The sequence below is a fragment of the Propionivibrio pelophilus DSM 12018 genome (assembly GCF_059569095.1).
In genome coordinates this window covers 1-23,358 of the sequence record NZ_JCANUT010000058.1, presented here as the reverse complement: position 1 = coordinate 23,358, position 23,358 = coordinate 1, and the positions used below count along the sequence as shown (strand labels likewise).

Sequence of the window (23,358 nt, the reverse complement as noted above, 5' to 3'; positions counted from 1 at the left end):
GTCTGGCGAACGCTGGACGAATGGATGCGACATCGGTTGCGGGCAATACAACTCAAGCACTGGAAGCGCGGCACGACAATGTATCGGGAATTAAAAGCCCTCGGTGCGCCGGAAGTTGTGGCGTGCAGGGTGGCTGGAAATGCACGTAGCTACTGGCGAAACGCCGATCGGCTACTGAAAACGGTACTGACCATTGCCTACTTTGATCGACTCGGAGTTCCTCGTCTCTCATGACCTCAACTTCTCGAACCGCCCGGTGCGGACCCGCATGCCGGGTGGTGTGGCAGGGGCGTAGCCTATAAGGGCTGCCCCCTATGCCGATTCTATCCTCCGATCCTGCGGTTGTTCCTCATGCCCAACATTCTTCCCATTGATGTCATCGCCGCCGAACTGGCGCGCTTCCGTTCCGTCAATCCGCTGGTTCATCTGCTGACCAACGAGGTCGTGCAGGAAATTACCGCCAACGTCCTGCTGGCGGCCGGGGCGTCGCCGGCGATGATCGTCGCCGAGGAGGAAGTGGCGTCGTTCGCGGCGATTTCCGGCGCCTTGCTGGTCAATGTCGGAACGCTCTATCCGGCGCGATTGGTGGCGATGAAGCAGGCCGTGGCAGCGGCCAACCGGGCCGGCGTGCCCTGGACGCTCGATCCGGTGGCCGTCGGCGTGCTCGACTACCGGACGCAGGCATGCCGCGAATTCCTCAAGTGCAAGCCGGCGGCAATCAGGGGCAACGCCTCGGAGATCCTGGCGCTGGCCGGTTTTTCCGGCACCGGTCGCGGGGTCGATACGACGGCCGGTTCCGCAGCGGCGATCGGCGCGGCGGAAGACCTGGCACGGGCGACCGGTGCGGTCGTCGCCGTGACCGGCGAAACCGATTTCATCACCGACGGTGCGACGACTTGGGCGACGCCGTGGGGACATCCGCTGATGACGCGCGTTGTCGGTACGGGCTGCGCGCTGTCGGCGCTGGTCGCGGCCTTCATCGCGCAGGCGCCGAACCGCCTCGACGCTGTGGCTGCCGCCTGTGCCGTGGCGGGGTTGTGCGGTGAGCGGGCGGTGGCGGCCAGCCGCGGACCGGGGTCGTTCAAGGTCGAATTCCTCGACGCGCTGTATCTGCTCACGCCTGAACGACTCCGCGAGCAGGCAGCATGCTGAACCCGGTCGATCTTTCCCTCTATCTGGTCCTCGATCACGACCTCTGTGGTGGACCGGCGGCGATGGTGCGCACGGCCCGTGTTGCAGCGGAAAATGGGGCGACAGTGGTGCAGTTGCGCGCGCCCGACTGGAAAAAACGGCAGTGGCTGGAAACGGCGCTCGAACTCAAGGCGGTGCTGGCGCCGTTCGATGTGCCGCTGATCATCAACGACCATGTAGATATCGCACTGGCGGTCGATGCCGACGGCGTGCATGTCGGGCAGGACGATCTGGCCGTGGCCGAGACGCGGCGCCTGATCGGCCCGGGCAAGATTCTCGGGCTCTCGGTGTCCAACGCTGCCGAACTGGCGGCCGTGCCCGCCGGTGTCGATTATCTCGGCATCGGCCCAGTGTATCCGACCGGTACCAAGCCGCATGCCGCGGCGGCAACCGGTGTCGCCGTATTCGGGGAACTGGTGGTTGCGGCCGGGCTGCCCGTCGTCGCCATCGGCGGCATCAACGCCGGCAATCTCGCACCGCTGTTCGCTGCCGGAACGCTGGGCGTGGCCGTAGTGTCGGCAATCTGCGGGCAGAATGATCCGGCTTGGGCAACCGCACGGCTCGCCGAAACCATTCGGAGAAGCCGGTTGCTTCGGAGCGCTTGATCCACTCTTCTCGGGCTGCAGGCATCTGCCATGGCGCGCCTTGCAGCCGGTCTTTCGCGGGAAAAGACAGCTTGGGATTGGTGATAGAATCCCCGGGTTCAAAAAGACAGTCGGTCGCGTGGTTTGTTCCGGCCTTTTTCCGATTTTCATCGATTCAGCTTGCTGACCCATTCTCAGGTCGGCGCTCCAGTTTTTCGTACCTTGTTGATTAACTCATTGATAGAGAAAGCCTGAAATGACCAGCATTAAACAGGAAGATCTGATCCAGAGCATCGCCGATGCGTTCCAGTTCATCAGCTATTACCATCCGGTTGATTTCGTCAAGGCGCTCGGGGAAGCCTACGAGCGCGAGGAAAACCCGGCGGCCAAGGACGCCATCGCCCAGATCCTGACCAACTCGCGCATGTCCGCCGAAGGACATCGCCCGATCTGCCAGGACACCGGCATCGGCATGGTCTTCCTCAAGGTCGGCATGAACGTGCGCTGGGACGACGCGACGATGAGCCTGCAGGAGATGGTCAACGAAGGCGTCAAGCGCGCCTACGCCGACCCGACCAACCCGCTGCGCGCCTCCGTGCTCGCCGATCCGGCCGGCGCCCGCAAGAACACCAAGGACAACACCCCGGCGGTCGTGCACTACGAGATCGTTCCGGGCGACCACGTCGAAGTCATCTGCGCGGCCAAGGGCGGCGGTTCGGAAGCCAAGGCCAAGTTCGCCATGCTCAACCCTTCCGACGACCTGGTGGACTGGATTCTCAAGACCGTTCCCCAGATGGGCGCCGGTTGGTGTCCGCCGGGCATCCTCGGTATCGGCATCGGTGGCACGCCGGAGAAGGCCATGCTGCTGGCCAAGGAATCGATCATGGCGCCGTGCGACATCCATGAGCTGAAGGCCAAGGCTGCCGAATTTGCCAAGACAGGCGCCAAGCTCTCGCGCGCCGAGGAACTGCGCCTGGAAATCTACGAGAAGGTCAACGCCCTTGGCATCGGCGCGCAAGGTCTCGGCGGCCTGACGACCGTGCTCGACGTCAAGGTGCTGGATTATCCGTGCCACGCGGCCAACCTGCCGGTTGCGATGATTCCGAACTGCGCGGCGACCCGCCACATCCACTTCCACCTCGACGGTAGCGGCCCGGCCAAACTGGAGCCGCCGAAGCTCGAAGACTGGCCGGCCGTGACCTGGACGCCGGACCTCAAGGAAGCCACCCGCGTCGATCTCAACACGCTGACCAAGGAACAGGTCGCCGCCTGGAAGCCGGGCCAGAAACTGCTGCTCAACGGCAAGATGCTCACCGGGCGTGACGCCGCGCACAAGCGCATCCAGGACATGCTGGCCAAGGGCGAGAAGCTGCCGGTGGACTTCACCAACCGCGTCATCTACTACGTCGGCCCGGTCGATCCGGTCGGCGACGAAGTGGTCGGCCCGGCTGGCCCGACGACCGCCACACGCATGGACAAGTTCACCCGCATGATGCTGGAGCAAACCGGTCTCATCGCCATGGTCGGCAAGTCCGAGCGCGGTTCGGTCGCCATCGAGGCGATCAAGGACAACAAGTCGGCCTACCTGATGGCCGTCGGTGGCGCCGCCTACCTCGTCGCCAAGGCGATCAAGGGCGCGAAAGTGCTGGCCTTCGAGGATCTCGGCATGGAAGCCATCTACGAGTTCGACCTGCAGGACATGCCGGTGACCGTCGCCGTCGATTCCGAAGGCACCTCCGTGCATACCACAGGACCGATCGAGTGGTGCACCAAGATCGGCAAGATCCCGGTCGAGACGCTGTTCGGCAACAAGCACTAACCAGGCGCCGCCGCACCGGTTCTCGCCGGTGCCCCGACGTTCTCCGAAGCCGGCTTCCGCCGGCTTCTTTCATTGACCGGGGAGAGCAAGCATGAGCATCGAACGCCAGGGAACCACGCGCCGCTATTCGGATGTCGTTACCCACGGCAACACCGTCTATCTCGTCGAAGTGCCGGATACTCTGTCGGCCGACATCACGGTGCAAACCCGCGAAGTCCTCAACGCCGTGGATAAACGGCTGCTCCAGGCAGGCAGCAGCAAGTCGCGCCTGTTGATGACGACCATCTACCTGCGCGACATGACCGATTACGACGCGATGAACGCCGTCTGGGACAACTGGGTGCCCGAGGGAATGGCTCCGGTGCGCGCCTGTGTGCAGGCGCGTCTGGCCAATCCCGAAATGCGCATCGAGGTTGTAGTCATCGCGGCAGCGTAGATGATCGGAGTCTTCGACAGCGGACTCGGTGGGCTGTCGGTACTTGCCGCGATTGCCGCGGCGTTGCCGCAGGCCGATCTCGTCTATCTCGCCGATACCGCGCACGTGCCTTACGGCGACAAGGATGATGCCTTCATTCGCGAGCGGGTGTTGCGCATCGGCCGGTATCTCGTCGAGGTGCAAGGCTGCCGGCAACTGGTGGTGGCCTGCAACACGGCCACCGCGGCGGCAGTAGCCGCCTTGCGCGCGGCGTTGCCGCAGATTCCCGTCATCGGCATCGAGCCGGGAATCAAGCCCGCCGCCAGCGCCTCGCACAGCGGACGCATCGCCGTGCTGGCCACCGAGTCCACCGCACGCAGCGAGCGGTTGGCGGGACTGATTCGCCAACATGCCGGGGATATCCAGGTCGACGTCCTGGCCTGCCCGGGCTGGGCGACGCGTGTCGAAACCCTGAAGCTCGACGACGCGGCGTTCGCCGACGCCGCGCGGCGGCATCTTGAACCGGTGCTGGCTGCCGGCGCCGACCGGATCGTTCTCGGATGCACGCACTACGCGTTTCTGGCCCCGGTGCTTCGGCCGATCGTGCAGGGGCGGGCGGAACTCGTTGACGTTGCCGATGCCGTGGCCCGGCAGTGCCTGCGCCTGGCCGGCGAGAGCGCACATCGCCAAGGTCGGCTGACGCTGCTGGCGACGGCGTCGCCGGAACGGCTGGATCGGGCTTTGGCCGTGCTCGGCCTCAATGCGCTGGCGGAGCGCTTGTCCCGGCCGGCGGCGCAGGTCGACGCATGACTGCCGGAGCCCGCCGGATTGCCGTCGTCGGCGGCGGTCCTGCCGGGTTGATGGCGGCGGAGGTTGTCGCACGCTCCGGGCTGCGCGTCGATGTTTTCGATGCCATGCCCTCGTGCGGGCGCAAGTTCCTGATGGCCGGCAAGGGCGGGATGAACATCACCCATTCCGATGCGTTTGCCGACTTCTGCAGCCGCTACGGCGAACGGCGCGATCGGGTTGCTCCTTGGCTCGACACCTTTGGACCACCGGCGATTCGCGACTGGATGGCCGGTCTGGGTATCGAGTCCTTCGTTGGCTCGTCGGGCCGCGTGTTTCCGGTCGGCATGAAGGCCGCACCGTTGTTGCGGGCGTGGTTGCATCGCTTGCGTGAGGCCGGCGTGCATTTCCATGTGCGCCACCGCTGGAACGGCCTGCAACGCCTCGATGATGGACGACGCTGGCTCCTCGATTTCCAGACGCCCGAGGGCGAGCGGCAACTCGTCGCTGATGCGGTGATTCTCGCACTCGGCGGCGGCAGCTGGGCGAAACTCGGCTCGGATGGGCGCTGGGTGTCCTTGCTCCAATCGCTGGGCGTGCAGGTTACGCCGCTGCGTCCGGCCAATTGCGGCTTCAACGTCGCCTGGAGTACGCATTTGCGCGAGCGTTTCGCCGGCGAGCCGCTGAAAAACGTCATGGCCTCCTGTGTCGATGCACGTGGTGTTGAACACCGGCGAAGCGGTGAGTTGGTGGTGACGGAAAGCGGCGTCGAAGGCGGCTTGATTTACGCGTTATCCGCGCCATTGCGCGATGCGATCGAGGCCTCCGGCAGCGCCACGTTGCACCTCGATCTGTTGCCCGGATTCGATACTCAGCGGGTGCGGGACGAGGTGGCCCGTCCACGAGGCGCCCGCTCGCTCTCGAGCCATCTGCAAAGTCGCCTGGGGCTCAAGGGCGTGAAGATGGCGCTGCTGCACGAGTGCCTGTCGCGCGAGGAAATCATTGACCCGGTGAGGCTGGCCGGCGCGATCAAGGCGCTGCCGCTGCGCCTGTTGTCACCGCGGCCGCTCGACGAGGCGATCAGTTCCGCAGGCGGTGTGCGTTTCGACGCGCTGGACGACGGCCTGATGCTCCGCGAGCTGCCCGGTGTCTTCTGCGCCGGCGAAATGCTCGACTGGGAAGCGCCGACGGGCGGCTATCTGCTGACGGCGTGCCTGGCGGGCGGTTTTGTTGCCGGGCGCAATGCCAGTGACCATGTGATCAGGTAAATCTGTCGTGTGCGTCGCTCGTGGCGGCGGGTCGTTTAGAATCGTGGGTGCTGTATTTCCGGCGCTTCAAGGCATTGCCACCAACCCGCTGCTTTCGTATGGGAGAAACACCATGAAAAACCAGAAAAGTATCGAACTTCTCAACAAGGCCGTCGCCGATGAGCTCTCGGCCGTGCATCAGTACATGTATTTCCATTTTCACTGCGACGATCAGGGCTACGACCTGCTGGCCAACCTGTTCAAGCGTACGGCCATCGACGAGATGATGCACATCGAGAAGTTGTCGGATCGCATTCTGTTCCTCAAGGGCGATGTCGAGATGGTCGCGGCAGAACCGGTGAAGAAAATTCACGACGTCAAGGAAATGCTCGAAATGGCGACGAAGATGGAAACCGCCAGCGCCCGTGACTACAACCGTTGGGCGAACGAGTGTTCCAAGAACGAGGATTCGGTGTCGAAGAAACTGTTCGAGGAACTGGTGGCCGACGAGGAAATGCACTTCGATCGCTACGACAAGGAAATGGACAACCTCGTCAAGTTCGGCGACAACTATCTCGCGCTGCAGTCGATCGAGCGCAGCAAGTCGGTATCCGCCGGCGCCGGCCATCCGGGCGCCGACTGATCTGTCAGCGCTGATTTATGTGTGACTCCGGGCGAATCAGAGCGGGTTTTCCGCTGTCGCCCGGTAAGTCCGGATGCGCAGGATATGAAGTGATACGCCCAGACCAATCACGGCCAGGGCAACGCGTATCGGCCAGAGATGGTCCGGTACGGCAAGCAGCGCCGACGCGGTGAGCGACAGCCAGAGCAGCGAGAGAATTGCGATCTTGGCCGCCAGCGGAAGTCCTTCCCCGCGGCGATAACGCCGGAGATAAGCCCCGAATACCCTGTTCGTGTGCAACCAGCGGTTGAGTTGCGGCGAACTGCGCGCGAAACATGCGGCGGCGAGCAAAAGAAACGGTGTGGTCGGTAGCAACGGCAGCACGGCCCCGGCGGCGGCCAGACCGACGCAGACCAGCCCCGCAAGCGTCAGCAGGACACGCCAGGGCCCTGTTGCTGGTGTGGCGTGGTAATCGTCATTGTTGTCGGATCGTTTCTGCATTTTTCTTTGCGCGGCTGTTACTCTTGGTGTGAGACAGGCGAAGCGAGTTTACGATCCCTTTCCTGTCTTCCAACGTCGGAAAGATTATAGCGGCGTGGCCGTTCGTGTTCGATGTAGCGTCGGGCCCGCTGCGAAGCTGTTTTTCGGAAACGCCCGAACTATGCGAGCAGGAACTCAAGCGCGAGAAGGAACTCGAATATGAGTTAGCCCGCTTGGCGTCTGACGCAGATGCCGAAAATCAGCAGTTGTAAATGGAGTCTTCATGAGCAAAAGCAAGAAATGCTGCAAGAAACCGCACCCCTGCAAGAAGTGCCCGCTGCAGCGGAAATAGTGCGGAACGGGCGGTTCCGGGGTAATCGTGCGCTGAAGAACATTCCGGCGGGGGCAATTTTCGGCAAGATAGCGCCTCCCGGTTGTTTGTCGCTCGCCATGCCCGGATTTGTTCGCCCGTTGGGAATCGTGTAACTGACGATCACGTTGGTCTGATTGCCGAGCAGTCTCGGTGCGGTGATTTACGCCAATGCCCGGGAGACGCAGTTCCAGCTCAAAGCGCAAGGAGCCAGCGCCGGGGTCAGCGTCGCAGGGCTCGGCTCGTTGTCCCTGCCGTGGGCTATCGATAAGGATACGTTGGTAAAACTGGGCGAGGAAACAGTGACTTCGCCGGAGTTTTACCAGCGCTTGTTCGAGTTGATCAAGCAGATCGACGGCCAGTAAACTGCCGGTCCCGGGGCAGTTGAGGCGCTGTTATACTCGCCCGCTTCGACTTGCCGACAGGTTGCCTGCCATGCCTCTTCGCTATCAGATTGTCCCGGTAACTCCCTTCGAACAGAACTGCTCGCTGCTCTGGTGCGATGAAACCCGGCATGGAGCCGTGATCGATCCCGGGGGCGACATCGGCCGGATTCTCTCCGCTGTCGAGAAGAACGGGGTGACGCTCGAACGAATCCTGGTGACGCACGGGCACGTCGATCATGCCGGGGGCGTTGCCGAACTGTCAGAGCGCCTGTCGTTGCCGGTCGAGGGGCCGCAGCAGGAGGATAGCTTCTGGATCGACAACATGCCGCAGCAGGCGCAGATGTATGGGTTCCCCAATGTGCGTTCGTTTACGCCCGATCGTTGGCTCGGGCAGGGCGATCTGGTCCGTTTCGGCAACGTCGAGTTGCAGGTGCTGCATTGCCCGGGGCATACGCCGGGGCATGTCGTGTTCTTCAACGACGCGGCGCGTCTGGCCTTCGTCGGCGATGTCCTGTTCAAGGGCTCGGTCGGGCGCACCGATTTCCCGCGCGGGGATTTCGACGCGCTGATGGATTCGATCCGTCTCAAGCTCTGGCCGCTCGGCGACGACGTGACGTTCATTTCCGGCCACGGTCCGTCCTCGACCTTCGGCGAAGAACGCCTTACCAATCCATTCTGCGGTGACTAGCCTTGACCCGCGGACGTACCAGCTTCTGATCGAGCTGCCAGCACCGGTGCGCGTGCGCGTCGGGCGCCTCGGTGAATTCGATTTTCCAGCCGGGCGATACATCTATACCGGCAGCGCACTGCGCAACTTCGAGGCGCGCATTCGCCGGCACCTGTCGCCGGTAAAGAAAATGCACTGGCATGTCGATTATCTGCTGGCGGCTCCCGGCGTTTGCGTGCGCGAGCTTGCCCGTTTCACCGAAGCAGAGTGCGTGGTCAATCAACGCACGTCGGGCGAGATACTGATTCCCGGTTTCGGCGCCAGCGACTGCCGCGCAGGATGCGGCAGTCACCTCAAGCGTGTCGGCTGACCGCCGGTCAGTCGTGATTGTCGATGTTGATGCGGCTTGCCCAGTAGTAGGCGGTGACCTGCGATTTGGCGTGAACGGCCGGGCTGATGCCGAGTTCAGCGAGGATTTTTGCCGCGTGCGCGAAATCACCGGCTTCGCCTGCGGCGATCGCCGCGAGCAGGTGGCCCAGAACGCCATCATCGCCGGGGTCGCTCAGCGCTTCGACCACTTCATCCTGTAGCGGCAGTTCTTTCAGGATTTCGCCCATCGGCAGGTTGATCAGGACGCTCAACAGCGAGAAAAGCCCGGTCATGAAAGCGTTGTCGCTGAGTTCGGGGACGTCCGGGATCGGCTCGATCGCTGCGCTCAGCAGTTCCATCTGCCGTCCGCGGGCGGCGGCCAGTTGCATCAGCGGGTTGGGGGCGTTGCCATCGGCCAGGTTGTTGGCGTAGATCAACAGTTGCAGCCAGCGCTGGAGTTGACGACGACCGAGGATGGCAATGGCTTGCGAGAAATTGCTGATCTTGGTGCGTGCACCGACAGCGACGGAATTGACGAGGCGCAGAAGATTGTAGGAAAGCTTGGCTTCCTCGCGGAAAATGGCTTCGATCTCGCGCGTGTCGCCGTCCTGTTTGACCAGGTTGAGCAGTTTGAGCAGCTTCAGGCGAGGGAGGTCAGGCTCCTTGCCCAGCGCCGGATTGGGGCTGGTCAGGAAGTGGCTGTCAGACCATTCGACGCTCTTGCCAGCGAGCCAGCCGGCCATCTCGTAGGAATCGACGTTTGTCGCGATCTTGCGTAAAGCCGCGTCGTTGGCGTAGATCAGGTCCAGCGCGGAAAACTCCTGACGGGCAAAGGCGGCATCGAAACGGATCGTGTTGAATGCCGCTAGCGGTATCTTGCGCAGGATCTCGACGTGGTCGATCTGCAGCGCGAGCGGTTTTGCGCGGTCGCGCCAGGCCTTGCATTGCGCGATGACTTGCTCGTTCTGCAGACAGGAATCAGGAAGAACGAAGACGACCGGGTCTGCCTCGAAGGCTTTGAGGAAGTCGCTCTGCAACAGAAAGTCCGGCCGGATCGGTGTCACCAGCGGCAGCATGCCGGCCAGCGGTGCCGCTGCGGAATCCGAGAAACACTGAATGAAAGCGGAAGGGGCCGTTTCCTGGAGCGATTGTGCTTGCCAATCCAGCGCCGCCCAGCTGTGGTCGGGTGCGAGGACGGGGCGGAAGAAAAAGTACGGTTCTGGCATGGCTGGCGATGCGTTCTGGATTCTTGTTTTCGTCCGGAATAGCCCGATTCGCGGGGATTGTAACCTATATCGGAGGATCGGCCGGAAACTGTGAGGCGTGCTTCGGGCCACAGTTCCGGCTTTTCCGACAATTCGGGCAATTGACCGGAGGATTTTCAGGCGAGGGAAAGGAACGATAGAATTGCCTGCTTTTTTACGCGGGAACGTAGCATGCCGGTTGGAATCATTGAATCGCTGGATCATGAGGCGCGGGGGATAACGCGGTTCGAGGGCAAAACGATCTTCGTCGAAGGGGCCTTGCCCGGTGAACGTGTCGAGTATTCCACTATTCGCCGGAAGCCGACGTACGAGATCGCCCGGGTGGATCGCGTCCTTTCCGCGTCTTCCAGCCGGATAATGCCGCGCTGCCCGCATTTTGGCGTTTGCGGTGGCTGCAGCATGCAGCATCTGGAGCCGGCGGCGCAGGTCGCGGCCAAGCAGCGGGTGCTGGAAACCAATTTGTGGCATCTCGGCCGGTTGGTGGCCGAGCAGATCTATGCGCCGATCTACGGCGCGCCGTGGGGTTACCGCTACCGGGCGCGATTGTCGGCGCGCATGGTGCCCAAGAAAGGCGGGATGCTGATCGGTTTTCACGAGCGGAAGAGCAGCTACGTCGCCGACATGAGCGTCTGTCCGAATTTGCCCAAGCATCTGTCGGACCTGCTGCTGCCGCTGCGCGAACTGGTCGCCGGCCTGTCGATCGCCACGGCCATGCCGCAGATCGAGGTGGCCGTCGGGGAATACATGACGGCGCTGGTGTTGCGCATCCTCGAACCGATCAATGCTGCCGACGAAGCGTTGTTGCGGGCTTTTGCCGATCGCCACGGCGTCGTCTTCTACCTGCAGCCGAAGGGGCCGGCGTCCGTGTATCGCTTCTATCCGCTGGAAGGACCGCGGCTGTCGTATCGGTTGCCGGACTACGATATCGAGCACTTCTTCTCGCCGACCGAGTTCACCCAGGTCAACCATGCGATCAACCGGGTGCTGGTGCGCCGCTCGATGACGCTGCTCGATCCGCAGCCGGGAGAGCGCATCGCCGACATGTTCTGCGGCCTCGGCAACTTCACGTTGCCGATTGCCCGCTCCGGCGCGCAGGTCGTCGGCGTCGAGGGCAGTGCCGAACTGGTTCGCCGGGCCGGTGAGAACGCCGCGGCGAATGGCCTGGAGGAACGGGTCGAATATGGTGTGGCCAATCTCTTCGAGGCGACGCCGGAGTCGCTGGCGGCGCTGGGGCATTTCGACAAGATGCTGATCGACCCGCCGCGCGAGGGCGCGGTCGAACTGGTCAAGGCTATCGGCGAGGACGGGCCGCGGCGGATCGTTTATGTCTCGTGCAATCCGGCAACGCTGGCGCGCGATGCCGCGATTCTGGTTCATCAGAAAAACTATCGGCTGTGCGGTGCCGGGGTCGTCAATATGTTCCCCAACACCTCGCACGTCGAATCGATCGCGCTGTTCGAAAAAGCCTGATTTTCCCTCGCATTACTGCCCGGGCGCGCCCTGATCGGGCTGTGCCCGCTGGCGCTCGTCCGTGCTGGCCTGCGCTGTTTCAGTGCGAAACGCTACGGTGATGGTTCGAAAGTGGAATGCTGTTCCAAAAAAGCTTGACAGTTGCCGTGCACGGTTTATCCTCCTGTCTGTGGTCAGATGGTAAGGCGGTCTGACCAGTGTAACGAAGCCCGCCCTCTCTCTTTCTGCAAGCGCACGGTGAGTCGGCGCGGGGCAAATTCGAATAATTCAACAGGAGGAGAAAACACGATGAAGAAGATTGCACTCGCCATTCTGATTGCCTTCGGTGCCACTGGCGCGCAGGCGGCCGTCGAACTGAAGCTGGGCCATTTCGCTTCGGATACGCACCCGTGCGGCATCGCTGCCAAGGAATTCAAGGCGAACGTCGAGAAGCGGACCAACGGCGAGGTGAAGATTTCACTGTTCGGCAACAACGTCCTCGGGTCGCCCCCCGAAGTGCTGGAGCAGGTGCTGCTCGGCGCTGTGGACATGAGCCTGTCCGGCCAGGATCAGTTGGCCAAGCACCTGCCGTTCTACGACGTGATCAGTACGCCGTTCGCCTTCAAGGACTACGCGATGGCCGACCGGATCATCGACGGTGACTTCAAGGCCTGGGCGGCTCCCGAACTGCTGAAGAAGAACCTGGTGCACCTGTCCGACTGGGAATGGGGCTTCCGCCAGCTGACCAACTCGAAGAAACCGATCAACTCGCCGGACGACATGAAGGGCATGAAGATCCGTACGCCGCCGGCCTTCGCCTATCAGGCGTTTGTCGAGGCGGCCGGTGGCAATGCGCAGACGATTGCCTTCGCAGAGCTGGTGATGGCCATGAAGCAGGGGGTTGTCGATGGCCAGGAAAATCCCGTCGGGACGATCTACGACCTGAAACTGTATGAAACCCAGATGTACATGTCGATCCTGAACTACACCTACAGTTCGATGGTGCACGTGGTCAACAAGAACAGCTGGGCCAAGCTGACGCCGGAGCAGCAGAAGATCGTTACCGAGGAATCGGTGGCTGCGGCGAAGCACGCACGCAAGCTGTTGCGCGACAACGAAGCGGTCCAGTTGAAGGATCTGGAAGCGACCAAGGGTATCGTCATCGCCCGTCCGGACCTCGGCCCATGGAAGGCAGCGATGGGCCCGGCATGGGAAAAGGTCAAGGGGCGCGTCGGGGCAGACAACTTCAAGAAGTTCATGGACATGGTGGAGAAGAACAGCAAGTGATCCGGAAATGAGAAACGGCGGGGCATCCAAGCGATGTCCCGTTTTTTTCGCGCCCGTATCAACGCCGTCACGGTGATGAATCGCGACGGACTTATCTTCACCGAGGTTCGTTCATGCTCACTCTGGCTATCTTTTCCGTCCTGCTGATCCTGTTGATGATCGACGTGCCGATTGCCGTCGCCATCGGCTTCACCGCAGTGGCCTTCTTTGTCTCTCAAGGCCAAAGCAGCTTCCTGGCGATGCTGCCGCAGCGCATGTATTTCGGTACGACCGGCTTCACGCTGTTGGCGATTCCGTTCTTTATCCTCGCTGGCAACCTGATGAACGTCGGCGGCACCACGCAACGCATCTTCCGTTTTGCCCGGGCACTGGTCGGTCACTTCAACGGTGGACTCGGGCAGGTGAGCGTCATTTCATCGATGATTTTCTCCGGCATGTCCGGCTCGGCAGTGGCCGATGCGGCCGGTCTCGGCCAGATCCAGCACCGCGCGATGGTCGATGCCGGCTACAAGCCGACGATTTCCGCCGCGATCGTAGCCGGGGCATCGACGATCGGTCCGGTGATTCCGCCGTCGATTCCGTTCGTGCTTTATGGCGCGATCACCACGGTGTCCGTCGCGCGCCTGTTCCTCGCCGGTGCCGTTCCCGGCGCGGTCATGGGCTTGGCGATGATGGTCGCCATCTGGTTGATGGCGCGGCCCCGAGCGCTGCCCAAGGACAGCCGGGCTAACCTGAACGAAATCCTGGTCAGCTTCAAGGAGGCTTTCTGGCCGCTTCTGGCGCCATTCATCATTATCGGTGGCATCACTTCCGGATTCTTCACGCCGACCGAAGCCGCGGTGATCGCGACACTGTACGCGCTGGCGCTGGGGTTCTTTTACCGTGACCTGAAATGGAGCGACCTGCCGGACATCATGTTCGTTTCGCTCAAGCAGACCTGCGGCCTGATGTTCATCATCGCCACGGCGAATTTCTTCGGCTGGTTCACTATCTTCGAACGCATTCCCGACGCGTTGATCACCCAGCTATCGGCGATGGGGGCCTCGGCAACGGCCTTCATGTGGATCGTGATCTTCATCATCCTGGTGCTTGGCATGTTCCTCGATGGGAACGCGATCTTCCTGATCACCCTGCCGATCTTCATGAAGATCTGTCCGATGTTCGGCATCGACATGGTTAATTTCGGGGTGGTCATGACGCTGTTGATCATGATCGGGAACCTGACGCCGCCGGTCGGCATGTGCTTGTTCGCCGTCGAAAGTTTCGCGCGTGTCGGCATCTGGAATCTGGCGCTCGAGTGCCTGCCCTATCTGCTGTCGATTCTGGCAGTAACGATCATCTGCGCTTTCGTTCCGGAGATCGCGCTGTGGTTGCCGAACTACATCATGGGGCCGGCCTCGTAACGAGACGATGAGGGTTATTCAATGAAAAACAGCGTTTTTGCTTTCTTCAACCATCTCGACCGGATGCTGGTGACGGTCCTCAAATGGATCTGCATCGGCCTGTTCATCGCCATCACGATCATCCTGTCGCTGAACATCTTCGTGCGTTTCGTGCCGATTATGTCGATGCACTGGTTCGACGAGATTCTCGAACTGCTTTACGGTGCGCTCATTTTCTACGGCGCGGCGGCGGTCTGGGTGACGCATAGCCATTTCAGCGTCGGCGACTGGATCTCGAAGCACCTTCCAAGCGTTCGAGCGCGCTTCGGCTACCGCTTGCTGGTCGAGTGTTTTTCACTCGTGTTCATCGCCGTGTTCTTCTGGTACGCGTGGGAACTGTTCCTGAAGACCGAAGAACAGACGACCGCTTTCGCGATGTCGAAGAAATGGCTTTACGCCTGCATGCCGATCACCGGCGGGCTGATGGTGCTGTATAGCCTGAAGAACATGTATCTGGAACTGGCCAAGATCGTGAATCCGACCGCGGATATCGATGCCGGCAAGGAAGATCTGAACCACTGAATCCCTGAACCCGGCTTCACGCTATTCGGTGACGAAGTGCTCCGGATAGCGTTCGGCCATTAGCGGCAGGGAGGTGATCAGCGTGCGCAGGTGGTTTTCCATGCGCTTGCCGGCCAGTTCCGCGTCGCCGGCCTCGATGGCGTCGATGACGCCGGCGTGCTCGTCCGTCAGTTGCTGCGTCGGCGTGGCCGAATCGAAGGTCAGGAAGCGAACGCGGTTCATTTGCGCCTTGATTCCTTCGGTGATGCGCCAGGCATACTCCCGACCGGCGCTCAGGGCGAGGGTTCGGTGGAATTCCTCGTCGAGGAGAAGAAAGGCCTGGTTGTCGCCGTGGGGAACCTGCTTTTGCGCCGCGACCAGTTTACGCAGGGTCTTGATCAGTTCCTCGTCGTGTTTTTCGGCGACCTCGCGAACGATCGACACTTCGATGATTTCGCGCAGATGGCGCGCGTCGAGTACTTCCTTGACCGAAATCTTGCGCACGTAGGTGCCGCGTTGAGGCAGTACTTCGATGAGGCGTTCTTCGGAGAGTTTGATGAACGCCTCGCGCACCGGTTGCCGGCTGACCGAAAATTTCTTGCTGATTTCGATCTCGGAAATGGCCTGTCCCGGCACCAGGTCGCCCCGGATGATTGCGGCGCGGAGGATGCGGTGCAATTGTGCGCCGATCGAAAGCGATTCCTGCGGGCGAAAACTTACGCCGGACAGATTGTCAAAGGTTTCCATTTCCATTTTTTGATTCTAGCCTGACAGCTGGCCTCCACTGTTTTTCGCTGTTGCAATTTGTTATTTGAATGCTAGTATACAAGTATACATAGGCTTCGACACGTCCTTTCAATAAAAAATTCCGAGGGGTAGCCATGCGTCTTTCCGAAAACACTCTTTCCCAATTGCCTTCTTCGATCGGGCGGCCCGCCTACGACCGTAAAAAGGTTGCGGCATCGATCGTGCATCTTGGTCTGGGTGCATTCCATCGTGCCCATCAGGCCTTGATGACCGAGGCGGTGCTCAACTCCGGCGATCTGGCCTGGGGCATCGTCGGTGCCGGCATGCAGTCGTCGGGCATGCGCGATGCGCTGGCGCCGCAGGATTGTCTCTACGCGGTGGCCGAGTTCGGCGCCGACTTCGAGCGAATCAGCGTCGTCGGCGCGATCGTCGATGCAGTCGGCGGCGCCGAGGATGCCGAAAAGGTTCGTCTGCTCGCCAAGATGAGCGACGCCAGCACGCGCATCGTCAGCATTACGGTGACCGAGAAGGGGTATTACCTCGATCTGGCGACCGGCAAGCTGCAGATCCAGTCGCCGGCTATTGCCGCCGATCTTGCCAATCCGTCCCTGCCCAAGACGATTCTCGGGCTGATCGTGTATGCGCTGCGCAACCGCAAGGCCGCCGGTATTCCGCCATTTACCGTTCTCAGCTGCGACAATCTGCCCAACAACGGCAAGCTGGCGCGCGCCGCGGTCGTGGCCTTCGCCAAGGAAGTCGATGCGGATCTCGCCGCGTGGATCAAGGCCAATGTCTGCTTCCCGTGTACGATGGTCGACCGCATCACGCCGGCAACCACCGACGCCGACCGGGCGCACATCAATGAGCGCCTCGGTGTCGAGGATGCCTGGCCGGTGGTTACCGAACAGTTCGTGCAATGGGTCATCGAGGACAAGTTCAACATGGGGCGCCCCGACTGGACGCTCGGCGGTGCCGTCTTTTCCGACGAGATAGAACGCTGGGAGAGCATGAAGCTGCGCTGCCTCAATGGTTCGCACTCGACGCTCGCTTACCTCGGCCAGCTCACAGGACGCGAGACCGTTGCGGAGGCGATGGGCTTGCCGTTGATTACCGACATCCTCGACGCGCTGTGGCTGGAAAACCGTGAAGTCCTGCAGGCGCCGAAAGGTGTCGATCCCGCCGATTACATTGAGCAGCTGAAACAGCGCTTCCGCAATCCGGCGCTCAAGCACCGCACGGCGCAGATCGCGTCTGACGGGTCGCAGAAACTGCCGCAGCGCCTGCTCGCGCCGCTGCGCGAACGGATGGCAAAAGGCGTGCCGTCACCGGCGATCGCCACGGCGATCGCAGCCTGGATGCATTTCGCCGTGAAGACCGCGCATACCCCCGGTGGTGTGCTCAGCGACCCGATGTCCGCCGAGATTCTGGCCGAGGCCGGCAAGAGTACCGATCCCGTGGCAATCGTCGACAACCTGCTCGGGCTGAAAAAGATCTTTGGCGAGGATTTGCCGGCCAACGCCGCCTTCCGCGCCGAATTGCTCGGCAAATTCAAGGAACTGGCTGCTAACCCCGCCGTGGCTACGGCACCGAAAATACTGGCCTGACCGGCCGCGCTTAACACTTCAAGGAGTCCGACATGAAAATGACGTTCCGCTGGTACGGCGAATCCGATCCCGTCAAGCTTGAGAATATCCGCCAGATCCCCGGCATGTACGGGATCGTCTCGGCCATCTACGACGTTCCCGTCGGCGAGGTCTGGCCAATCGAGAAGCTGCAGGCGCTGCGTGACCGCATCGAAGGCGCGGGACTCAAGTTCGAGGTGGTGGAGAGCATCCCGACTCATGAAGACATCAAGCTCGGCAAGCCGACGCGCGACCGCCTGATCGCCAACTTCCAGCAGAACATCCGCAACTGCGCCGCCGTCGGCGTCAAGGTCATCTGCTACAACTTCATGCCGGTGTTTGACTGGACACGCACGGAAATGGCCAAGGTCCTGCCGGACGGTTCGACCACCTTGTCGTTCGATGCCGAAGAGGTCGCCAAGATCGATCCGGCGAAGGGTATCTCACTGCCGGGCTGGGACGCGAGCTACAAGCCTGAAGAATTGAAGAGTCTGCTCGAAGAATACAAGTCGGTCGATGAGGAAAAACTCTGGGCCAACCTCGAATATTTCCTCAAGGCGATCATCCCCGTGGCCGAGGAGGTCGGCGTCAAGATGGCCATGCATCCGGACGATCCTCCCCGCCCGATCTTTGGCCTGCCGCGGATCATGAAGAACCGCGACGATTACGCGCGCCTGTTGTCCATCGCCGATACCCCGGCCAACGGCATCACGCTGTGCTCCGGTTCGCTCGGCGCGGATCTGTGCAACAACGTCGAGTCTCTGGTGCGTGAATTCGGCGGCCGTGGCCGCATCCACTTCGGCCATCTGCGCAACGTCAAGGTCGAGCCAGACGGCACCTTCTATGAGGCGACGCACCGCTCGTGCGACGGCTCGCTGGACATGGCGGCGATCGTCAAGGCCTATTACGACGTCGGTTTCGACGGCTACTGGCGCCCGGACCACGGCCGCATGATCTGGGGCGAGACCGGCAAGCCCGGCTACGGCCTCTACGACCGCGCCCTCGGCGCCGTCTATCTCAACGGCCTTTGGGAAGCCGTCAGCAAGTTTTCCGCCAAGTAAAACAAGGAGCCTGCACCATGATTTTCGGAAACATCAAGGATTACGAGTCCGGCTTCGCCTGGCTGCCCCAGCCGCTCAAGACCGTCATCGAACACCTCAAGCAGACCGATTTCCAGGCGTTGCCGGTCGGCAACTATGACCTGCAGGGCAAGGACATTTACGTCCAGGTCTTCGACATGACCACCAAGCCGTTTGCCGAAACGCGACCGGAAGTGCATCGTCAGTACGCCGACGTGCAGTTCTCGGTAAGCGGCTGCGAGCAGATCGGCGTCGCCTCCGACGATGGCAGCAACACCGTGGCCGAGGACCTGCTGGCCGAGCGTGACCTGCTGTTCTATTCCGGCGTGGAGAACGAGTCGATGCTGACCATGACGCCGGGCAGCTTTGCGGTGTTCCTGCCGTCCGACGTGCATCGTCCGGGCGTCGCGCTGGGCGCGCCGAAGCAGGTGCGCAAGGTCGTCGTCAAGGTGCGCGTTTCCTTGCTGGCCGGAGCCTGAGCATGGCGACCATCCGTTGGGGAATGATCGGCTGCGGCGCCGTGGCCGAAGTGAAGAGCGGGCCAGGCTTCTACAAGGCGAACAACTCGCAGCTCGTGGCAGTGACCAGCGCCGATCAGGCGATGACCAAGTCCTTCGCCGAGCGCCATGGTGTGCCGAAAGCCTATGAGACCAGCGAGCAACTGGTGGCCGATGCCGAGGTCGATGCGGTGTACGTCGCGACGCCGCCGTCGTCGCACAAGCCGCTGTCGTTGGTCGTCGCCAAAGCCGGCAAGCACGTCTATGTCGAGAAACCGATGGCGATGCGCTTCGAGGAGTGCCGCGAGATCGTCGACGTCTGCGCGCAGCAGGGCGTTCGGTTGTTCGTCGCCTTCTACCGCCGCGCCATGCCGCGCTTCCTCAAGGTCAAGGAATGGATCGACAGCGGCGCGATCGGCGAGGTGCGCAACGTGCGCGCCGTGCAGCATCAGCCGCCGGCACCGGAGGACCTGTCGCGCGCCACGCTGCCGTGGCGGCTGAAGCCCGAGGTGTCGGGCGGCGGCAAGTTCCTCGACATGGGCATTCACGAACTTGATCTGTTCGACTTCCTGTTCGGCGCCATCGAGGAAGTGCACGGCATCGCCAGCAACCAGGCGGGGCTCTACGACGTGGAAGACACCGTGACGGCAACCTGGCGGCATGCCAGCGGGGTGCAGGGCTACGGCTCGTGGTGCTACGTCTGCGGCCACGGCGAGGATTTCGTCGAGATTGTCGGCTCGAAGGGGAGAATCACTTTCGAATTCTTTACCGACAAACCGCTCACGCTGGTCAACGAGTCGGGTACGCAGACAGCCGATATTCCGAATCCGGTGCACGTGCAGCAGCCGTTCATCCAGAGCATCGTCGATGATCTCAACGGCGTCGCGCCGTGCCCCGGCAACGTCGAAAGCGCGGTGCGCTCGACCTGGGTGGCCGACGAAGTGCTGAAGAATTACCGCAAGCAGAAGGGCTATTGAGCAAGAGCCAAAACGGAGACAACCATGCCACGCATTTCCTTTGATGAACTGAAAGCCGAATTCAAGCGCGTCCTGCTCAAGAAGGGCTGCGACGACGCGACCGCCGACCTGTCGGCGCAACTGATGACCGAAACGAGCTGCGACGGCGTGTATTCGCACGGCGTCAATCGTTTCCCGCGCGTCGTCGAGTACATCGACAAGGGCTACATCGATGTGAAGGCCACGCCGACGAAGACCGACGGCATGGGCGCCTTCGAACGCTGGAACGGCAACCTCGGGCTCGGCAACGTCAATGCCAAGCTGTCGATGGACCGTGCCATCGAGCTGGCGCGCGAGCACGGCATCGGCTGCGTCGCGCTGGCCAACACTAATCACTGGCTGCGCGGCGGCAGCTACGGCTGGCAGGCGGCCGATGCGGGGTGCGTCGGCATCTGCTGGACCAACACCCAGCCGAACATGCCGGCCTGGGGCGCGCGCGACCGGCGCATCGGCAATAACCCGTTCATCATGGCCGTGCCGCGCAAGGAAGGGCACGTCGTCGTCGACATCGCCATGGCCCAATTCTCGTACGGGCAGATGGAGAACAAGGCGCTGCGCGGCGAGCTGCTGCCGGTCCCCGGCGGTTACGACGAGCAGGGCAACCTGTCGTGCGATCCGAAGGAAATCTCCAAGACTTGGCGCGTTCTCCCGATCGGTTACTGGAAGGGCTCGGCGCTGTCGATCGTCCTCGATCTGGTAGCGACAGTGTTGTCCGGTGGTCGTTCGGTATCGGCCGTCGGCAAGATGACCAACGACGAATACGGTCTGTCGCAGATGTTCATCGCCATGGATGCGACGCGCATTGCCGGCGAGGACTATCTCGCCGCGGCGGTCAACGAGGTGCTCGACAACCTGCACGGTTCCGACCGTGTCGATCCGGCCAAGCCCGTCCTGTACCCCGGCGAGAATTCGCTGGCCATCCGCAACGCCAACCTGGCCAACGGCATTCCCGTCGACGACGGGGTGTGGGCCAAGATCAAGTCGCTCTGAAACGGAGACATTGAAATGCAAACTCGGGCTTGTGTTCTTTACGCGCAGGAAGACGTGCGCATCGAAAATCGCGAAGTCGGCGAGGTCGGGCCGCAGCAGGTGCTGGTCCGCGTCGGTGCGGGCGGCGTCTGCGGGTCGGACATCCACTATTTCTGGGAAGGCGGCATCGGCACGATCCGTGTCACCGAGCCGATCATCATGGGGCACGAGGTTGCCGGAACGGTCGAGACCGTCGGTGACAAGGTGACCCGCGTGCGCCCGGGCGACCGCGTTGCGCTCTGCCCGAGCCGTCCGTGTGGCAAGTGCAAGTTCTGCCTCTCGGGCGAGCAGCAGCACTGCCTGGAAATGCAGTTCTTCGGCAGTGCGATGCGCAAGCCGCACACGCACGGCGGATTCCGTGACCGCATGGTCGTCGAGGAATACCAGTGCGAGCCGATGGGCGACAAGGTTTCGCTCGGCGAGGCAGCGTGCACCGAACCGCTGGCGGTCGGCGTGCATGCGGTGAATCAAGCGGGCAGCCTGGTCGGCAAGCGGGTGCTGGTGACTGGCGCGGGGCCGATCGGCGCCTTGCTGATCGGCGCGGTGCGCGTGGCCGGCGCGCAGGAAATCGTCGCGATGGATATTTCCGAGGCGCCGCTCAAGGCCGCGCTGGCGATGGGCGCCAATGTGACGATCAACTCGGCCAACGAGCCGGAGCGTCTGGCGGCCGATTACTCGGCAGACAAGGGCTATTTCGACGTGGTGTTCGAATGCACCGGCGTGGGCGCGGTGCTCAAGCAGGCGTTCCCGGTGATCCGCCCGCGCGGCACGATCGTCCAGGTCGGTGTTACCGGCAGTGCCGACATTCCAGTCAACGCGCTGGTCGGCAAGGAAATCCGACTGGTTGGCACGCACCGTTTCCACCAGGAATATGCCGTGGCGGCTCGCCTGATCCGCGAGCAGCGGATCGACGTGAAACCGGTGATCACCAAAACGCTGCCGATGGAGAAGATCGCCGAGGCGTTCAAGATTGCCCGCGACCGCTCGTCGCAGATGAAGGTGCAGTTGAGTTTTGCGGAGTAGGGAAAAGCAGGCTGGTAAGGTCGGTTGACAATAGAACGTTGTTCCATAAAAATTCGCACAAATTTAATTTGTGGAACGACGTTCCTTAATTTGTTAAGCCGGAACCGGGAGGGGCAGCAAAATGCGAAGCGCGAAACGTGTCGTCATCGTGGCGGATTGTGATCATCCGTCGATCGATATCGAGCAAGGTGTTCTCAAGGACATTTGTCCGGAAATCCGTTGGCTGGCCTGCCGGACGGAGGATGAGGTTATCGCCCAATGCCAGGACGGCGAAGGGATTCTCATCCAGTACGCGCCGATGACGCGCCGGGTTCTGGAGCAGCTTCCTCGCTGCAAGGTCATTGCCCGCTACGGCGTCGGCGTCGATACGGTCGATCTGCTGGCCGCTTCCGAACTCGGCATCGTGGTCAGCAACGTTCCGGACTACGGGACGAACGAGGTTTCCGACCACGCGCTGGCCATGATGCTGTGCCTGACGCGCAAGGTTCCTCAGGCCAACGCGCAGATCAAGCGCGGGCAGTGGGATTTCCGGCTGATGCATCCGGTGCATCGCCATCAGGTGCAGACGATCGGCATTGTCGGGGTGGGGCGCATCGGCCAGGCCATGGCGCACAAGACGCACGCGCTGGGGATGAAGGTCGTGGCCTACGATCCTTACGTCAATCCGGATTCGCTGCCGGACTACATCACGCTGACCAGTCTCGAAGAACTGTTGCGTCAGTCCGATGTTGTTTCGGTGCATTGCCCGCTGACCGACGTGACGCGCAACATGCTCGACGAACCGATGTTGCGGTTGATGAAGCCGTCTGCCTATCTGGTGAATACGGCGCGCGGGTGCATCGTCGATGAAGTGGCGCTGGACAAGCTGCTTACGGAAAAGAAACTTGCCGGCGCAGCGATGGACGTGCTGGCGGTCGAGCCTGGGCCGATGACCCATCCACTGTTCAAGCACGAGAATTTCTATTGCACGCCGCACATGGCCTGGCACTCGGAAGAGTCGGCGCAGGAACTGAAGCGCAAGGCGGCCGAGGAAACCCGGCGTGTGTTGCGCGGCGAGGCGCCGCTGTACCAGGTCAACAAATTCTGAGGGACAAGTCATGCAAAGCATCCAATACTGCGGGACGAAGGACGTTGTGGTGGGCGAGAAGGCGATGCCGGACGTGGGCCCGGGTGAAGTGTTGATCAAGGTGGCGTACGCCGGCGTGTGCGGCTCCGACATGATCATCTACCAGGGCGTTCACCCACGGGCCAAGGCCCCGCTGGTCATGGGCCACGAATTCTCTGGCACCATCGTCAAGGGCCACAGCACCCTGCCGGCGGGCACCCCCGTGACGGTGTATCCGCTCCTGAGCTGCGGCCAGTGCGACCCCTGCAAGAACGGCTACCCGCACGTCTGCAACACCCTGAAACTCATCGGCATCGACTGCGACGGCGGCATGGCGGAATACGTCAAGGTGCCTGAAGA

The 23,358-nt window shown here is 62.0% G+C and carries 26 protein-coding genes and 1 pseudogene; 24 read left to right on the top strand and 3 right to left on the bottom strand.

Annotated features, from left to right (window positions below; translation table 11 throughout):
- The 8 genes and pseudogenes from BO74_RS17580 to BO74_RS17545 all read left to right on the top strand — a co-directional run.
- Nucleotides 1–234, top strand: a pseudogene (locus BO74_RS17580) (group II intron maturase-specific domain-containing protein); the annotation flags it as partial.
- 117 nt (nt 235–351) lie between these two features.
- Nucleotides 352–1,152 carry a hydroxyethylthiazole kinase gene (gene thiM, locus BO74_RS17575; RefSeq protein WP_496444127.1) on the top strand — a complete coding sequence of 267 codons (801 nt, stop codon included), beginning with the start codon at nt 352–354 and terminating at the stop codon, nt 1,150–1,152.
- A complete protein-coding gene (gene thiE, locus BO74_RS17570) occupies nt 1,146–1,796 on the top strand; it encodes a thiamine phosphate synthase (RefSeq protein ID WP_496444125.1) in 651 nt (216 codons plus the stop codon). Before thiM ends, thiE begins: the two co-directional genes overlap by 7 nt.
- A 235-nt stretch (nt 1,797–2,031) precedes the next feature.
- Nucleotides 2,032–3,594, top strand: a complete 1,563-nt coding sequence (locus BO74_RS17565; protein WP_496444123.1) for a fumarate hydratase — start codon at nt 2,032–2,034, stop codon at nt 3,592–3,594.
- A gap of 91 nt (nt 3,595–3,685) precedes the next feature.
- A complete protein-coding gene (locus BO74_RS17560; RefSeq protein WP_496444121.1) occupies nt 3,686–4,030 on the top strand; it encodes a RidA family protein in 345 nt (114 codons plus the stop codon).
- Complete coding sequence (gene murI, locus BO74_RS17555; RefSeq protein WP_496444119.1) at nt 4,031–4,819, top strand: glutamate racemase; 789 nt, start codon at nt 4,031–4,033, stop codon at nt 4,817–4,819.
- Nucleotides 4,816–6,063, top strand: coding sequence for a TIGR03862 family flavoprotein (locus BO74_RS17550; RefSeq protein WP_496444117.1), 1,248 nt, complete (start codon nt 4,816–4,818; stop codon nt 6,061–6,063). Before murI ends, BO74_RS17550 begins: the two co-directional genes overlap by 4 nt.
- 112 nt (nt 6,064–6,175) lie before the next feature.
- Nucleotides 6,176–6,685: a bacterioferritin gene (locus BO74_RS17545; protein WP_496444115.1), complete on the top strand. Its 510-nt coding sequence runs from the start codon at nt 6,176–6,178 to the stop codon at nt 6,683–6,685.
- 36 nt (nt 6,686–6,721) lie between these two features.
- Here the strand turns inward: BO74_RS17545 and BO74_RS17540 are convergent, their stop codons facing one another.
- Complete coding sequence (locus BO74_RS17540; protein ID WP_496444113.1) at nt 6,722–7,165, bottom strand: YbaN family protein; 444 nt, start codon at nt 7,163–7,165, stop codon at nt 6,722–6,724.
- A gap of 228 nt (nt 7,166–7,393) precedes the next feature.
- Here BO74_RS17540 and BO74_RS17535 point away from each other — a divergent pair, with 228 nt between their 5' ends.
- The 4 genes from BO74_RS17535 (at nt 7,394) to BO74_RS17520 (ending at nt 8,937) form a co-directional block, all read left to right on the top strand.
- Nucleotides 7,394–7,630 (top strand): hypothetical protein, encoded by a 237-nt coding sequence (locus BO74_RS17535; RefSeq protein WP_496444111.1) that lies wholly within the window; start codon nt 7,394–7,396, stop codon nt 7,628–7,630.
- Nucleotides 7,631–7,651: 21 nt separating this feature from the next.
- Nucleotides 7,652–7,879 carry a DUF2242 domain-containing protein gene (locus tag BO74_RS17530; protein WP_496444109.1) on the top strand — a complete coding sequence of 76 codons (228 nt, stop codon included), beginning with the start codon at nt 7,652–7,654 and terminating at the stop codon, nt 7,877–7,879.
- Nucleotides 7,880–7,949: 70 nt separating this feature from the next.
- Nucleotides 7,950–8,588, top strand: coding sequence for an MBL fold metallo-hydrolase (locus BO74_RS17525; RefSeq protein ID WP_496444107.1), 639 nt, complete (start codon nt 7,950–7,952; stop codon nt 8,586–8,588).
- Nucleotides 8,581–8,937 carry a GIY-YIG nuclease family protein gene (locus BO74_RS17520; protein WP_496444105.1) on the top strand — a complete coding sequence of 119 codons (357 nt, stop codon included), beginning with the start codon at nt 8,581–8,583 and terminating at the stop codon, nt 8,935–8,937. Before BO74_RS17525 ends, BO74_RS17520 begins: the two co-directional genes overlap by 8 nt.
- A gap of 7 nt (nt 8,938–8,944) precedes the next feature.
- On the opposite strand, the gene BO74_RS17515 is transcribed toward BO74_RS17520, so the two are convergent.
- A complete protein-coding gene (locus tag BO74_RS17515) occupies nt 8,945–10,162 on the bottom strand; it encodes an EAL and HDOD domain-containing protein (protein ID WP_496444103.1) in 1,218 nt (405 codons plus the stop codon).
- Between the two features lie 210 nt (nt 10,163–10,372).
- On the opposite strand from BO74_RS17515, the gene rlmD reads away from it, so the two are divergent.
- From rlmD to BO74_RS17495, 4 genes are all read left to right on the top strand, one after another.
- Nucleotides 10,373–11,671 (top strand): 23S rRNA (uracil(1939)-C(5))-methyltransferase RlmD, encoded by a 1,299-nt coding sequence (rlmD, locus tag BO74_RS17510; protein WP_496444101.1) that lies wholly within the window; start codon nt 10,373–10,375, stop codon nt 11,669–11,671.
- 288 nt (nt 11,672–11,959) lie between these two features.
- Nucleotides 11,960–12,937, top strand: a complete 978-nt coding sequence (locus BO74_RS17505) for a TRAP transporter substrate-binding protein (RefSeq protein ID WP_496444099.1) — start codon at nt 11,960–11,962, stop codon at nt 12,935–12,937.
- Between the two features lie 113 nt (nt 12,938–13,050).
- Nucleotides 13,051–14,340 (top strand): TRAP transporter large permease, encoded by a 1,290-nt coding sequence (locus BO74_RS17500; RefSeq protein ID WP_496444097.1) that lies wholly within the window; start codon nt 13,051–13,053, stop codon nt 14,338–14,340.
- Between the two features lie 21 nt (nt 14,341–14,361).
- Nucleotides 14,362–14,901, top strand: coding sequence for a TRAP transporter small permease (locus BO74_RS17495; RefSeq protein WP_496444095.1), 540 nt, complete (start codon nt 14,362–14,364; stop codon nt 14,899–14,901).
- Between the two features lie 21 nt (nt 14,902–14,922).
- Here BO74_RS17495 and BO74_RS17490 read toward each other — a convergent pair whose 3' ends face one another.
- The gene (locus BO74_RS17490; protein WP_496444094.1) at nt 14,923–15,627 is read right to left on the bottom strand and encodes a GntR family transcriptional regulator; all 705 of its coding nucleotides are present in this window, start codon (nt 15,625–15,627) and stop codon (nt 14,923–14,925) included.
- Nucleotides 15,628–15,761: 134 nt separating this feature from the next.
- On the opposite strand from BO74_RS17490, the gene BO74_RS17485 reads away from it, so the two are divergent.
- From BO74_RS17485 to BO74_RS17450, 8 genes are all read left to right on the top strand, one after another.
- Complete coding sequence (locus BO74_RS17485) at nt 15,762–17,231, top strand: mannitol dehydrogenase family protein (RefSeq protein WP_496444093.1); 1,470 nt, start codon at nt 15,762–15,764, stop codon at nt 17,229–17,231.
- Between the two features lie 32 nt (nt 17,232–17,263).
- Nucleotides 17,264–18,310, top strand: a complete 1,047-nt coding sequence (uxuA, locus tag BO74_RS17480; protein WP_496444092.1) for a mannonate dehydratase — start codon at nt 17,264–17,266, stop codon at nt 18,308–18,310.
- 17 nt (nt 18,311–18,327) lie between these two features.
- Complete coding sequence (locus BO74_RS17475; protein ID WP_305074274.1) at nt 18,328–18,807, top strand: NanQ anomerase/TabA/YiaL family protein; 480 nt, start codon at nt 18,328–18,330, stop codon at nt 18,805–18,807.
- A gap of 2 nt (nt 18,808–18,809) precedes the next feature.
- Nucleotides 18,810–19,802, top strand: a complete 993-nt coding sequence (locus BO74_RS17470) for a Gfo/Idh/MocA family protein (protein ID WP_496444091.1) — start codon at nt 18,810–18,812, stop codon at nt 19,800–19,802.
- Nucleotides 19,803–19,826: 24 nt separating this feature from the next.
- Nucleotides 19,827–20,831 carry a 3-dehydro-L-gulonate 2-dehydrogenase gene (gene yiaK / locus BO74_RS17465; RefSeq protein WP_496444090.1) on the top strand — a complete coding sequence of 335 codons (1,005 nt, stop codon included), beginning with the start codon at nt 19,827–19,829 and terminating at the stop codon, nt 20,829–20,831.
- Between the two features lie 15 nt (nt 20,832–20,846).
- Entirely contained in the window at nt 20,847–21,893 is a 1,047-nt protein-coding gene (locus BO74_RS17460; RefSeq protein WP_496444088.1) for an L-idonate 5-dehydrogenase, read from the top strand.
- A 121-nt stretch (nt 21,894–22,014) separates the two neighbouring features.
- A complete protein-coding gene (locus BO74_RS17455; protein WP_496444086.1) occupies nt 22,015–22,980 on the top strand; it encodes a C-terminal binding protein in 966 nt (321 codons plus the stop codon).
- A gap of 10 nt (nt 22,981–22,990) precedes the next feature.
- A partial coding sequence (locus BO74_RS17450; RefSeq protein ID WP_496444084.1) for an alcohol dehydrogenase catalytic domain-containing protein occupies nt 22,991–23,358 on the top strand: 368 nt, incomplete at its 3' end.